At 62.0% G+C, this 14948-nt stretch carries 7 protein-coding genes; all 7 read left to right on the top strand.

The annotated features are described in order from the left end of the window. Positions 1-39: 39 nt before the first annotated feature. The 7 genes from CLV84_RS14625 (at position 40) to kdpB (ending at position 14932) form a co-directional block, all read left to right on the top strand. Positions 40-2685, top strand: a complete 2646-nt coding sequence (locus CLV84_RS14625; protein ID WP_104420519.1) for a DUF1553 domain-containing protein — start codon at positions 40-42, stop codon at positions 2683-2685. Between the two features lies 1 nt (position 2686). Further along, on the top strand, positions 2687-4162 hold the full coding sequence (locus CLV84_RS14620; RefSeq protein WP_104420518.1) for a DUF1501 domain-containing protein: 1476 nt from the start codon (positions 2687-2689) through the stop codon (positions 4160-4162). Between the two features lie 1456 nt (positions 4163-5618). Continuing rightward, positions 5619-5918, top strand: a complete 300-nt coding sequence (locus CLV84_RS14615; RefSeq protein WP_104420517.1) for a hypothetical protein — start codon at positions 5619-5621, stop codon at positions 5916-5918. Positions 5919-6348: 430 nt separating this feature from the next. Further along, entirely contained in the window at positions 6349-9387 is a 3039-nt protein-coding gene (locus CLV84_RS14610; RefSeq protein WP_170067717.1) for a galactose-binding domain-containing protein, read from the top strand. Positions 9388-9483: 96 nt separating this feature from the next. Then, the gene (locus CLV84_RS14605; RefSeq protein WP_104420515.1) at positions 9484-10818 is read left to right on the top strand and encodes a sigma-54-dependent transcriptional regulator; all 1335 of its coding nucleotides are present in this window, start codon (positions 9484-9486) and stop codon (positions 10816-10818) included. A gap of 362 nt (positions 10819-11180) precedes the next feature. Then, the gene (gene kdpA / locus CLV84_RS14600) at positions 11181-12875 is read left to right on the top strand and encodes a potassium-transporting ATPase subunit KdpA (RefSeq protein WP_104420514.1); all 1695 of its coding nucleotides are present in this window, start codon (positions 11181-11183) and stop codon (positions 12873-12875) included. 14 nt (positions 12876-12889) lie between these two features. Further along, positions 12890-14932, top strand: coding sequence for a potassium-transporting ATPase subunit KdpB (gene kdpB / locus CLV84_RS14595; protein ID WP_104420513.1), 2043 nt, complete (start codon positions 12890-12892; stop codon positions 14930-14932). Positions 14933-14948: the final 16 nt, after the last annotated feature.

Genomic DNA, 14948 nt, shown 5'->3' with positions numbered 1-14948 from the left:
AATGCGTAAATTACCCTTGCGCGCTAAAGTTTTCCGATCATGCAACGACTCGTCTGGCTATTCGTAATGGTGGTACTTGCTGCCTGCCAGGAGGAGCGGGCGGTGAGCTTCAACGAGCACATCCGCCCCATCTTCAACGAGAAGTGCATCGGCTGCCACGGTGGCGTGAAGCAGGCGGGCGGCTTTGGTTTGGTCTTCCGGGAAAACGCGCTGCGGAAGACCGAATCGGGTAAGTTCGCCATCGTGCCCGGCCAACCGGGCCGCAGTGAAATCATCGCCCGGGTACGCCACGAAGACGAAGCACTGCGGATGCCCTACGATGCAAAGCCCCTTTCGGAAGCAGAGATCCGGCTACTGGAAACCTGGATCGATGAGGGTGCCGAATGGGAAGAACACTGGGCTTATCAGCCCCCGGTCAAACCGGAAGTACCGATCGTCAATGGGAAGCAACCGCTTCATGCGATCGATGCATTCGTGCAGGCCTCCCTTGTGGAAAAAGGCCTTTCACCTGCGCCCGCCGCCCAAAAAAGAGAACTGCTGCGGCGCGTCGGTTTTGACCTGACCGGTCTGCCGGCCCCCGATGCGCTCGCTGACGCCTTTCTGAACGACCTGATCTCGTACGAAGCGCTAGTGGACAGCCTGCTGGCCCGGCCGAGCTACGGGGAGCACCAAGCCGCCAAATGGATGGAACTGGCCCGCTACGCCGATTCGCGGGGCTACGAGCGGGACCGGCCCCGGAGTATCTGGCGCTACCGAGACTGGGTCGTCGCCGCGTTTAATGACGACCTTCCTTACGCCGATTTCGTAACCCACCAACTGGCCGGCGACCTCCTGCCGGAACCGACGGAAGACCAGCTCGTCGCCACGGGCTTCCACCGCAATACGCAGAGTAACGGCGAGGGCGGCACGGAGAACGAAGAGTACCGCGTGGCCGCCGTCATCGACCGGGTGAATACCACCTGGGAGGTCTTTCAGGGCACCACGATGGCCTGCGTACAGTGTCATGCTCACCCCTACGATCCCATTACCCACGAGGAATATTATACCAGCTACGCGCTGTTTAACAACACGGTAGATCACGATCACGTCACGGAAGCGCCGCTTTTGCGGACGCTTTACGCGGCCGATGAGGCGAAGTACAAATCTCTTCAGGACTGGCTACGCGAGCACGCCGAAGCGGAGGCTAAAACCCAGTTGCGGGAGTGGCGGGAACTGATCAAAATCCGCGAGCCCCGCCTACGGCCGGACGTCTTTGAAGACGTGGTGGGGGGGGTCTTTACCGCCCGGGCCGACGAGGATTTCCTCTATCTGTCTCCGAATAATTCGTTCGCCTTGCCCCGCCGGGATTTCAGCGACGTGGCGGCCCTACACCTCGACATCCGGCCAATGGCGGCGGGCAGCCTGGAGGTCCGGTTGGACGGCCCGGAAGGTGCCGTCATAGCGGAACAAACCTTGGATAAAGATCGGCAACGATTCCCCCACGCCAGACTGCCGATTGAGGTACCCGGCGGTACGCACGCGCTCTACATCGTGGCACGTGGGGAAAAGGATGGAAAGATCGTGGCCGTAAACGCTATCGGGTACGAACCAAAATTACCCGGTGCGAAGGAGCCCGGAGTGGAGCAAATCGAGGCTTACATCGCCGATCTATTGGCCGCGGAAGATTCCATCACGACGCCGGTCATGGTCGAAACGTCCGGGCCAAGTCGGCGCAAGAACCACCTGTTCGAACGCGGCAACTGGTTGGTACACGGCAAGGAAGTAACGGGCGGCGTACCCAAATTGCTGGACGGGGCCAAGCAAACCAAGGTGGAGAATCGCCTCGATTTCGCCCGCTGGCTCACCTCTCCCGACCAACCGCTGACGAGCCGGGTGGCCGTAAACCGGGCCTGGGCCCAGCTCTTCGGGATTGGACTGGTCGCTACCCTGGAGGATGTCGGAAGCCAGGGAGCGAAGCCTACTCACCGGGAATTGTTGGATTACCTGGCCACCGAGTTCAGCGGACCGCTCGAATGGAGTACCAAGGCGCTATTGCGACAGATCGCCCTCTCGGATACGTACAAGCAGTCGTCCGAAGCCGGTCCCCAGCTACTCGCCCGCGATCCGAACAACGAACTACTGGCCCGCGGACCGCGTAAACGATTGAGTGCGGAAGAAATCCGCGACCAGGCACTGGCGGTGAGCGGACTCCTCAGCCCAAAGCGGGGCGGCCCAGGCGTGATGCCGCCTCAACCGGACGGCCTCTGGAACAACATCCCCTACAGTGACATCGAATGGGTGACCAGCACGGGCGAAGACCGCTACCGGCGGGCGCTCTACACTTACCTGCGGCGCTCGTCCATCCACCCGGGCATGACCACCTTCGACGCGTCGAACCGCGAGCTCTGCCTCAGTAGGCGCACGATCACCAATACCCCGCTACAAGCCCTGATGACACTCAACGACCCGGCTTACCTGGAAGTAGCCGATAAGCTCGCCGATAAGGTGGCTCCGTTGCCGGACGTACCCGCGCAAATTGACGGCCTTTACCAGCTGATGCTCCGACGCCCGGCCGCACCCGAAGAGCAGCGTATCCTTTCCACCCTCTACCGGAAAGCCTACGCGGAAGGGCAGGATTCCCACGAAGCGCTGACGGTAGTTGCTACTGCCCTCCTAAATATCGATGAATTTCTGACCACCAGCTGATATGGACGCCTTACTCAATGAATTTCGCCACCGGGAGGCGCATTACAACAGTCGCCGAAACTTCCTGCGCCAGGGGGCCATGGGACTGGGCGGGCTGGCGCTGGGTAGTCTGCTGGGCTGCGGTAATAAGGCGCGCGTGCCGGACACCGACGCCGGAGAAAACACGATGAAAACCGCCCTCCACTACGCCCCCCGCGCCAAACGCGTGATTTACCTGCACATGGCCGGGGCGCCGTCCCAACTGGAGCTATTCGACTACAAACCGGCACTGGAGAAACTGGACGGGCAGCCCTGTCCGCCCTCACTGCTGGCGGGTAAGCGCTTTGCCTTCATCCAGGGGACACCGATGATGCTGGGCCCGCAGGCTAACTTCCGGCAGCACGGGCAGAGCGGAGCCTACGTCTCGGACCTCCTTCCCCACTTCAGCGAGGTAGCGGACGAGGTCGCTTTTCTCAAGGCGGTACACACCGAGGAATTCAACCATGCGCCGGCGCAGTTGCTGATGCAAACCGGCAGTCCGCGACCGGGTCGTCCGTCGTTCGGCTCCTGGGTCACCTACGGTTTGGGGTCCGAAAACGACAACCTGCCGGGCTTCATCGTCCTGGCTTCCGGTGGGCGGAACCCGAGCGCCGGTAAAAAGCTATGGGGCAGTGGCTTTTTACCTTCCATCCACCAGGGCGTTCAGTGCCGTACGGCGGGGGATCCGATTCTCTACCTCAGCGATCCGGACGGGATGTCGCGGGACCTGCGCGGCCACTCCATCGCGGCCATCAACGAGATCAACCGGCGGCAGTACGAAGCGGTAGGCGACCCGGAAACCCTGACCCGCATCCGCCAGTACGAGATGGCCTTCAAGATGCAGGTATCCGTTCCGGAAGTGATGGACATCGAAAAGGAACCCGACTACATCCACGCGATGTACGGCACGGAGCCGGGTAAGTCCTCTTTTGCCAACAATTGCCTACTGGCGCGGCGGCTGGTGGAGTCCGGCGTCCGCTTTGTCCAGTTGTACGACTGGGGGTGGGATGCCCACGGTTCGGACCGCTCCACCAGCCTGGAAGAGGGCCTGCCGGCACAGTGCCGGGGCATCGACCGCCCGATGGCGGCCCTGATCAAGGACCTCAAACAACGCGGCCTGCTAGAGGATACCCTGGTCGTATGGGGCGGCGAGTTCGGCCGCACTCCGATGCGGGAGAACCGTGGCGGCGTCGAGATGCCCTATTTGGGCCGCGACCACCACGGCGAAGCCTTCACGATGTGGATGGCCGGCGGTGGGGTGAAGCCCGGAGTGGTGTACGGGGAGACGGATGAAATCGGGTACGCGGGCGTACGGGATCGGGCCCACGTGCACGACGTGCAGGCTACGGTGCTGCAGCTGCTGGGTTTTGACCACGAGCGATTTACTTACCCCTTCCAGGGGCGCCATTTTCGACTAACGGACGTGGCGGGTACGGCGATTCGGGAGTTGATGGCGTAGAATGATTTTTCGGTCATAAGCGGAGTTCCGGAGCCCGGCCAGGTAAGTCTTCCAAAGTGGCCGGCGAAGGCAACGGCGGCATCGGGAGACAAGGTCGATCGGGATACGACCTTTCCGGTAGCTTTTGCTGGTAGGCGACCGTTTCTCCGCAATACACGGCTGATCCCCTCTGCCCGTAAAACCTCCAATTTGTTCATTTGGATAGAACGACGGTATATGCCCGCCCGGACCGGCCTTACCCAGTGGGTGTATCGTTAGCCGGAAGATGTTGTGCAACGCATTCACAAACGGTTATTGGCCATACCCCGTAAATTTCACCGGTGCGGGTTCCGCTCCGAACCGATGGATAAGTTGCCGTAGGATACAGGGTATTTATTCTCCTTGACTTACCGTGACCGATTCAGCGATGGGACCTTTCAGCATGGATACATGCTATCCCGCTAGGGACCGCATGCCTGGAACTGCCTAAGCAAAATTCCGAAACCTTTAAGCAGAAAAACAACCTTCTATCGGATATCCCATGCGAATCAAATGGGGTGGAATGCCCATACCCCATAATCAATTTAACCGCCGGGGAGTAGCGATAGCGGAACCCATTATCCCCTCAACCGAAAAACTCAGTAACCACGCGAATGGCTCCGCAGACTCGCTATCGCGCTACCTCCCGCATTCTCCGATTCGCTCTCCCGCCTCGCTACCAGTATGCGGGTAAACTGGTTCCGTATTTTGTGTAGCAGCCGAACGCTCCATATCCGTATACCGCCCAAAAGGGAAACTTTCTACACCCTAATCTTCGGAGCATATTGGGACTTCAGGTACCCTACCGGAGGCATAGTCGTGGTTACTGATGGGAAAACGTCCATTCCCGTACAAACGGATGAACCCTCGATGCTGATGCTGGAATAGGGAGCGAAGGAGAGGATGCCGGAAGATGAATAGACGGTATTTCTCGAGGCTCCGGATACCGGGAAATAATCCTTTGGGAAGCCTACTTCACGATAATGCTCCTATGTACCATCGGAAAACGGAGCAAGAAGGAGGCATGAAGTCGGGCTGGGAAAAACGCATCGGCCCGAACCCGAACTGGCCCAATATGGATCACCTTCCGAACGAGGCGGCCTAACGTGCATCCCGACGACCTGTCAAGCTGGCCCGATCCCCTACTTGCTAACCGGTGGCCGGGGGGCGTTTGCGGCGGTTCCGGGCCCTTGCGCTGGTAATCCAGTGACGGAGGTGCTCCTGTCGATTGCCGGGCCTTTAGCACGTGCCGGTAGGCCGGTGAGGGAACGATAATAAATGCGGGCGCCGGAGCGCGGGTGCGGATGGAAGCTCCATTTGGGTATGACCGTTGGTTAAACAGAAATCTAGTGCGGGTTCCTCCGAACAATGAGTTTACGGAACACATAAACCCTTACATTGCCAATACCCCAAGTGGCAACATTCACCTGGTACCGTAATGGAGCAGCTCGACCCCATAGCCTTCGCGCATTTCACCTACCACCGATCGATTTTATTAGAATCCGGCATAAAGGTCGAGCTATGGTTTGCCGCGGCGAAGTCGATCGAACTGACGATCCAGCAGGTCGATGCCCAACCGTTTACCATTCCCCACGCCGAGTTGAAAGATCGGGCGACCGCCATCTTTCGGTTTCTGCCGTATGCCCCGGCGATAACCGTCTTGGAACGGATCCAGATACCCGTTTCCACTTACCGGATCTGCTGGACCGTCTACCCTTACTTTCCCAGCGAAACGTGAACCCACTTCAGGGTCTGGATAATTTCCTTCGGGGTAATGCTATATTCCTGCGCTCCGGCGCCCGATCCGAATCGCCCCGGGAAATGCGCGCGACCGTGGGCGACTCCATTTCGATGTAGTTACATCTGATCGCGTATGCAATTTTTTGCGCCCGAGAATCATTTAGTGATCGGCTTCCGGACTATTATCCGGAAGCCGATCAGACCCCGACAATTTACTTGACCCATTGGTCAACGACGACTTTACTCCCGTGCGCCGCCCCAAGCTTCTCTACCTCCCCTCCACCGGAAACCGGCTGCTGGGTGCCCTGCCGGCTGCAGTACGCCCCCGGCTACGCGCTGCTATTCATACCATCCGTCGCGGGCAGATGGGTATCGCTGGGCTTCGCTGGAACCGCACGGCCTTGGTGACGCTCCTATTCCTATGTAGCTTGACCGCAACCGCTCAGGGCACGATCAACCTGGCCCGGGGGCGACCCGGAACCGCCTCCACCTCCATCGACGGCAACGTACCGGGCCGGGCCTTCGACGGCAATACCGGCAGCCGGTGGGAAAGCGAATGGCGTATCGACCCCCAGTGGATCTACGTCGACCTCGGCGCATCCTTTCCCATCGGTCGCGTACAGCTGATCTGGGAGGGCGCCTACGCACGGGATTACCTCATCCAGGTTTCGGACAATGCCACCGATTGGCAAACCGTCCGTACCGTCACCGGCAACACCCAGCTCAGCAATAACCTGACCGGTCTCAACACGGACGGCCGTTACGTGCGCGTGTACGGTACCGCACGGGGCTCGATCTATGGCTATTCCCTTTACGAATTCCGGGTATACGGCACCGATAATGCCCCGGCTGTCAGCCTGACGTCACCCGCCGGGGGGGCCAGTTTTCTCCAGTCGGCGGCTATCCCCCTGGCCGCCAATGCCACCGCTCAGGGTAGCAAGACCATTTCCCGGGTGGATTTCTTCAGCGGTACCGACCTCATCGGATCGGTGACTACCCCACCCTATACCCTGACCTGGACGAACGCGCCCGCCGGAACCCATACGCTCACGGCGCGGGCCACGGACAGCAACAACTTGACGTCCGATTCCGAGCCGGTCGCCATAACCGTCACCCGGGAAAATCTGGCCCGCAACCGGCCGGCCGTAGCAAGCACCCGGAACGATATTGCCCGGGCCGCCTTCGACGGCAACCTCGGCAGCCGGTGGGAAAGCGTGCACGGCGTCGACCCCCAGTGGATCTACGTCGACCTCGGCGAAGAATACGCCATCGACCAGGTGCGACTCACCTGGGAAACGGCCTACGCCAGCGACTTCCGGATCGAGGTGTCCAGCAACGCTACGGATTGGACTACGGTCGCCTCCCGTACGAACGCCCGCGACCTCGGAAACCGGCTGGTGAACGATGTAACCGCACACCACGCCACCGGCCGCTACGTACGGATGTTCGGTACCGGCCGGACGTCCGATTACGGATACTCGCTGTACGAATTCGAGGTCTACGGTACGCAGGGAGTGGATATCATCGCGGCGCCCGCCGCCGAATCCGTCTACACTGCCCCGGGCGCGGTCGACGTGGTCGTGGACGGCGGAGCGGCCGGAACGAATGCATACCGCATCGAACTATTGGTGGACGGAGTGGTCGTGGATACCCGCGGCGCGACCCCGTCCGCGTATACCGTACCGGTAACCGGCCTGGCCGCCGGCAACTACGCGCTGGCCGCCAGGATCTACTACACGGACGGATCGGTTACCGGTGCGTCCACCGTACCGGTCTACGTGATCCCGGCGACCACCGGTGGCGAAAGTTGCGGTGACGCGATCACCGTTTCGGCAGCCGGGGCCCCGGCGGGCGGCACCTACCGCTGGTACACCGTGCCGACCGGCGGCGCGCCCATTGCCGGAGAAACCGGCCCGAACTTTGTCACGCCCCCCGTCGATATCACCACCACCTATTACGTGGCGGCCGTGGGTCCCGACGGAGCGGAGAGCCACAGGGCGGCGGCGGCAGTCCGGTACATCGGGCTGGCCCAGCCGTCAACGGAAGGCTTGACGATGGCCTATCCCTTCCACGGCAGCGGTACGGATGCAACGGGGGGCGGCAACGACGCGATCGTCAGCGGGGCCACCCTGGCACCGGATCGGTTCGGACGCGCCGATGCGGCCTACCGTTTTGACGGCGTCGACGACTACATCACCACCACGACTTCCTTCCCTACCAACATCGAGGGCACCAACACCTTCTCCGTAAGCCTGTGGTTCCGGACCACGACGGGGGGCGGCGGCAAGCTACTGGGCATGGGCACCTCCCAGACCGGGAACAGCGGGGAATACGACCGCCACCTCTACATGAACAACGCGGGGCAGCTGCTCTTCGGCATCTACCTCGGCGCCCACCTGACCATCAAAACGGAGGCGACCTTTAACGACGATCAGTGGCACAACGTAGTCGCCACCGTTTCACCGGACGGGATGCACCTCTACGTCGACGGAGCCCTCAAGGCCGAGGACACTTCCATCACGGAAGGCCAGAAATACGGCGGGCCGGGGTACTGGCGCATCGGCTACGACAACCTGGCCGGGTGGCCGGAACGGCCGTCGAGCGACCACTTCGCGGGGCTACTGGACGACGTCAACATCTACTACGCCACCAAACTCTCCCCCGGCGACCGTACCGGCCTCTACGGCGCCAGCGTGGACACGGTCGAAGTGGGCGAAACCCTCGAACTCCGGGCGACTTTCCTGGAAAACGTTACCTACGCCTGGACGGGCCCCGGCGGTTTCGTTTCCGCCCAGCAGAACCCCACCATTCCGGGGGCCACCACGGCCAACGCCGGCGACTACACCGTAACGGTATCGAACGCGACCTGCACCTCCTTCCCCCTGACGGTCAACGCCGTGGTGATCGCCAGCGCCATCCTACCCGTTGAGCTGGTCTCCTTCTCGGCGGAACCGGCGGGTGAGGCCGTGCAGCTGCACTGGGCCACCGCACTGGAGGTCGACAACCGGGGCTTCGAGGTGCAACGCTCCACCAACCGGAGTGACTTCGAAGGCATAGTCTTCGTCCAGGGAGCCGGCAATAGCTTTACGGGACGTCCGTACGCCTTCCTGGACCATCCGTCGGTAACCGGTACGGTCTACTACCGCCTGAAGCAGATCGACTTCGAAGGCGGAGCAACGTATTCGGAAGTCATCGCCGTCCGGCTGGCCCCCGCCGAGTCGTTCCTGCTTTTTCCCAATCCGGCCGAGCGGCAAACGACCCTGCGGTGGAATACCGGCGTCGCGGGGGGAACCGTTTTGCTTACCCTAATCGATTCCCGGGGGCGGACGGTACGGAGCGACCGACTGCAGGAAGCGCGGCAACAGGAGCACCAGCTCGACCTGGCGGGCTACGCTCCGGGGCTCTACACCCTGCTACTGCACCGCGACGGCCAATTGGTGTACGAAAGCAAATTGGTGAGACGGTAGCCCGGCCGGTGGTTCGCGCGGTCGTACGAACCGACAAGCCGCCCTACCACCCAATGGCGGGGTGCCCGCGCCAAGGATAGTATTTACCTTGCGCCCATGACCCCCGCTCACGTACTCATCGTCGACGACGAGGCCGACCTAAGGAAGCTGCTGGCGCGTATGCTCGAACTGGAAGACTACCGGGTTGCTACGGCCGCGAACGCCGAACAGGCGCTGCACTGCCTCCGAAGCGATCGGTTCGAGGTGGTCATTACGGACGTACGCATGTCCGGCCTGAAGGGCACCGAACTCGTCAGCGAGGTGAAGCGGGTCGCTCCGGCCACCGAGGTCATCTGCCTGACGGCCTACGGCAACATTCGCGACGGGGTGGAAGCCATGCGCAACGGCGCCTTCGATTACGTCGAAAAGAGTGATTACCGCAAGACCATCCTTCCCCTCCTGGCCCGGGCGGTTACCAAAGCCCGTCAGCAGTGGGCCGATCAGGGTGCCACGCCATCCAAGTCCGCGGGCACCCCCTTCGACGCGGTCATCGGCGGTTCGGCCGTCATCCGGCGCGCCGTCGAACTGGGCCGCCACGTCGCGCCCACCGGGGCGGCCGTGCTCCTCACTGGCCCCACCGGAAGCGGCAAGGAGGTTTTCGCCCGGGCCATCCATGCAGCGAGTAGCCGGAGCGGAGAGAAATTCGTGGCGGTGAACTGTGCCGCCCTGGGCCGCGAGCTCCTGGAAAGCGAGCTCTTCGGGCATAAAGCCGGGGCATTCACCGGGGCCAACCGCGATAAGCCTGGCCTCTTCGAGGAGGCCGACGGGGGCACCATCTTTCTGGACGAAATCGGCGAAATGGAGACCGACCTGCAGGCGAAGCTACTACGCGTGCTCGAAGACGGCAGCTTTCTCAAAGTCGGTGAAACCCAGGAGCGGCGGGTGAACGTGCGCATCATCTGCGCCACCAACAAGCAGTTGGAAGCAGCGGTGGAAGCCGGTGATTTTCGCGGCGACCTGTACTACCGTCTGGCCGTTTTCGTCATCACGCTACCCTCGCTCAACGAGCGCCGCGAGGACATACCCGCCCTGCTGACCCACTTCCTGGCTATTTATTCCGCGAAAGCAGGCAAACGCATAGCAGGGTATAGTCCGGAATTCTTGCGCGCCCTGCAAGCCCACCGGTGGAAGGGTAACATCCGGGAACTGCGCAACGTGGTGGAACGGGCCGTGATCCTCACCACCGGTACCCAGCTCGAGCCACCCGCCCTTCCCTACGGCTTCGGCGAGCAGCCGGAGGGCCCTCCCGACCAGGGCAGCCTGGAAGACCTGGAACGCCGCCATATCCAACGGATGCTTCTCACCCACGACGGCAACAAGGCTCAAACCGCCCGCGCCCTGGGTATCGGGCTCACCACCCTCTATGCCAAACTCAAGAAGTACGGCCTTTAGGGGAAGCCACCCTTCCATTTTGGAAAACGACCCTTCCGTTTTGGGGCGATCGGGAGCGCTTCGCAAAGCGATTGAATTTGCAATTGACTGATGATCAGTTGATTAAAAGCGTACGCTTTCTTTTGGCACGCGATTCGCTTGGAAGGTGGCACGGCATATGCCGCTACCGTAAAATTTGCTACGCATGTCCTTCCTCCTCTCCTTGGCGATGATCCTGCTGGGTCTGAGCTTTTTCGCCCTACTGACCAGGTCCATCGGCTGGTTCGACCAACTATAATCCCATGCTGCTGCTCCTGATCCTCTCCCTCCTGGTGGCCTTCTACCTGGTATACGCCATCACCGAACCCGAAAAATTCTGATCCATGACTACCGAAATCCTCGGCGTCGGCTTTATCATTCTGGCCAGCGCACTGCTCGCCTGGCCGCTGGGTACCTACATCGCGGGCGTTTTCCGGGGCGATAAGCAATGGCTGGACTTTATGGCCCCGCTGGAAAACGGGATCCTGCGCACCGCCGGCCTCGACGGCCAGCGGCAGATGGACTGGAAACAAAACCTGCGGGCCCTGCTCGGCACCAACGCCGTTTTCTTTACCCTGGCTATCCTGCTGCTGCTCCTGCAGGGCTACCACCCCTTCTGGAACCCCAACGGCTTCGCGAACTGGGAGCCTACGCTGGCCTTTAACACCGCCGTCAGCTTCACCACCAACACCAACCTGCAACACTACAGCGGGGAGACCGGCGCCAGCTACCTAACCCAACTGATGGTGTTCTGCTGGCTGCAGTTCGTCACCGCCGCCACCGGTATGGCGGCCTGCGCGCTGCTCTTCAGGGGGCTGGCCAACCGGGAGTCCGACAAGCTGGGCAACTTCTATAGCCTGATGCTCCGGTCGGCGACGCGCATTCTGCTACCGATCTCGATCGTCCTGTCCCTGGCCCTAACCGCCACCGGCACCATCACCGGCTTCGACGGCCTCACCGAGGTGACCACCCTGGAAGGCGGCACCCAACTGGTAGCCGGTGGCCCGGCCGCGCCCATGGTGGCGATCAAACAGCTCGGCACCAACGGCGGCGGCTTCTTCGGCCCCAACTCCGCTCACCCCTTCGAAAACCCCACCTATCTGAGTAATATTCTGGAGAACGTAGCTATCCTGCTCGTTCCCATGGCCATGGTCTTCGCCTTCGGCAGTTACCTGCGCCGGCGGCGGCTGGGGCTGCTCTTTTTCGGCGTGATGACGGTGCTGTTCGTCACCTTCGTCAGTGTCTCGGCCTACCAGGAAACCGTAGGCAACCCCGCCATGCACCAGATGGGGCTGGCCACCGCCGATCCTAACCTGGAGGGCAAGGAGGTGCGCTTCGGTCCGGCCGCCTCCTCGCTATGGGGCGTCTCGACCACGTCCACCTCCAACGGGTCGGTCAACTCGATGCACGACAGCCACACGGCCGTCTCGGGGGGGGTATTCCTGCTCGACATGTTCATCAACGCCATCTACGGGGGCGTCGGGGTGGGCTTCATCAACTTCTTCGTCTTCGTCGTTATCGCCGTCTTCATCGCCGGGCAGATGATCGGTCGGACCCCGGATTTCCTGGGCAAGAAGATCGAGGCCCGGGAGGTCAAGATCGCCGCCATCGTGGCCATCTTTCACCCCCTGCTCATCCTGGCCGGCACGGCGCTGACCAGCTACCTCCAGACCCGCAACCCCGATATCGGCTGGCTTAATAACCCCGGCTTCCACGGCTTCTCCGAGATGCTCTACGAGAACACCTCCGCGGCCGCCAACAACGGCTCCGGCTTCGAGGGACTGGGCGACAACACCCCGCTGTGGAACCTGCTGACCGGCTCGATCATGCTGCTGGCGCGCTTCGTGCCCATCATCGGCCCGCTGGCCATCGTCGGTGCCCTGGCGATCAAGAAGCCCGTGCCCCCCACGGCCGGCTCCCTCCAGCCCGACAGCCTGGCCTTCGGCACCGTGTTGCTGTCGGTGATCCTCATCATCGCCGCCCTGGCCTTCTTCCCCGTACTGGCCCTGGGCCCCCTGGCCGAGTACTTCACCCTGTAATCCGCTGACCCAAGATGTCAACTCCCCAATCATCCATTTTCACCGGGCCGCTGGTCGGTTCCGCCCTGAAGGAGTCCTTCGTCAAGCTCGACCCCCGGGCCATGATCAAGAACCCCGTCATGTTCACGGTCGAGATCGGCACGGCCGTCATGCTGGTCGTGACCGTGCTGTCTGCCTTCGTCGACGATCCCTCCCTGGGCACCTTCGGCTACAATTCGGCCATCGCCATCGTCCTGCTCCTCACCCTGCTGTTCGCCAACTTCGCCGAAGCGATCGCCGAGGCCCGCGGCAAGGCCCAGGCCAACACCCTCCGCGCTACCCGCCGGGATACGACCGCGCGCAAACTGACGGGCGACGGGGCGCAGGAGCAGAGCGTTTCCAGCGCGGAACTGGGTAAGGGCGACCTATTCCTCTGCGAGGCCGGCGACACCATCCCGGCCGACGGGCAGATCGTGGAAGGGCTGGCCTCCATCGACGAAGCCGCCATCACGGGGGAGTCCGCCCCCGTCATCCGGGAAGCGGACACCGACCGCGACAGCGTCATCGGCGGCACCCAGGTGCTCTCGGACCGCATCGTCGTGCGGGTTACCGCCGACCCGGGGGGCAGCTTTCTCGATAAGATGATCGGCCTGGTGGAAGGCGCCAACCGCCAGAAGACGCCCAACGAGATCGCCCTGACGATCCTGCTGTCCAGCTTCACCCTCATCTTCCTGATCGTCACCGTTACGCTGCAGCCCTTCGCGGCCTACGCCAACGCGCCCATTTCCATCGCGGCCCTGATCTCCCTCTTCGTCTGCCTCATCCCGACCACGATCGGGGGCTTGCTTTCCGCCATCGGTATTGCCGGTATGGACCGGGCGCTGCGGGCCAACATCATCGCCAAGTCCGGTAAGGCCGTAGAGACCGCCGGCGATATCGATACCCTGCTGCTCGACAAGACCGGCACCATCACCATCGGCAACCGGGAGGCCACCGCCTTCTACGCACTCGAGGAGGATAAACTGGCCGAGTTCAACCAACTGGCCCTGATCAGCTCGCTTTCCGATAATACGCCGGAAGGGAAGAGCATCGTCGCCCTGGCCCGTAAACAGGGGGCTGCCGAGTCACCCCGGCTGACCGAGGGAGCGGCCTTCATCAAATTCAGCGCGGATACCCGCATGAGCGGCATCGATTTGGCCGACGGCCGCCAGGTGCGCAAGGGTGCCTGGGACGCCATCAAGCGGTGGGGCGTACGCTCCGCCGAGGCCGACAAACGCTACCTGGAAGAGCGGGTCAGCGAAATCGCCGGAAACGGCGGAACGCCGCTGGCCCTGGCCGTCGACCACGAGATCCTCGGCATCATTCAGTTGGAGGACATCATCAAGCCCGGCATCAGCGAGCGCTTCGAGCGGCTGCGGAAAATGGGCGTAAAAACGGTCATGGTCACCGGCGATAACCCCCTAACCGCCAAATTCATCGCCGCCCAGGCCGGGGTGGACGATTTTATCGCCGAGGCCAAACCCGAAGACAAGATGCAGTATATCCGCGAAGAGCAGCAACTGGGCAAGCTGGTGGCCATGATGGGCGACGGTACCAACGACGCCCCGGGACTGGCGCAAGCCGACGTCGGAGTGGCCATGAACAGTGGCACCCAGGCCGCCAAGGAGGCCGCGAATATGGTGGACCTCGACAGCGACCCCACCAAACTCATCGAGGTGGTCGAGATCGGTAAGCAACTGCTCATCACCCGCGGGAACGTCACCACCTTCTCCATCGCCAACGACGTGGCCAAGTACTTCGCCATCGTGCCGGCGCTCTTCGTGGTGGCCATTCCCGGTCTCGACGCGCTGAATATCATGCGCCTGGGTTCGCCCGATAGCGCCATCCTCAGCGCGGTGATCTTCAACGCCCTCATCATCCCCTTTCTCATCCCGCTGGCGCTGCGGGGGGTGAAGTACCGCCCGGTGGGTGCCGCGTCCCTACTGATCCGCAACCTGCTGATCTACGGCCTGGGAGGGATTATCGTGCCCTTCATCGGGATCAAAGGGATCGACCTGATCGTGAACCTCTTCCTGTAAAATCTCAATATCCATC

The sequence above is a fragment of the Neolewinella xylanilytica genome (genome assembly GCF_002934605.1).
Classification (GTDB): domain Bacteria; phylum Bacteroidota; class Bacteroidia; order Chitinophagales; family Saprospiraceae; genus Neolewinella; species Neolewinella xylanilytica.
The sequence above is the reverse complement of the archived record's forward strand: the minus strand, read 5'-3'. Positions and strand labels throughout refer to the sequence as shown.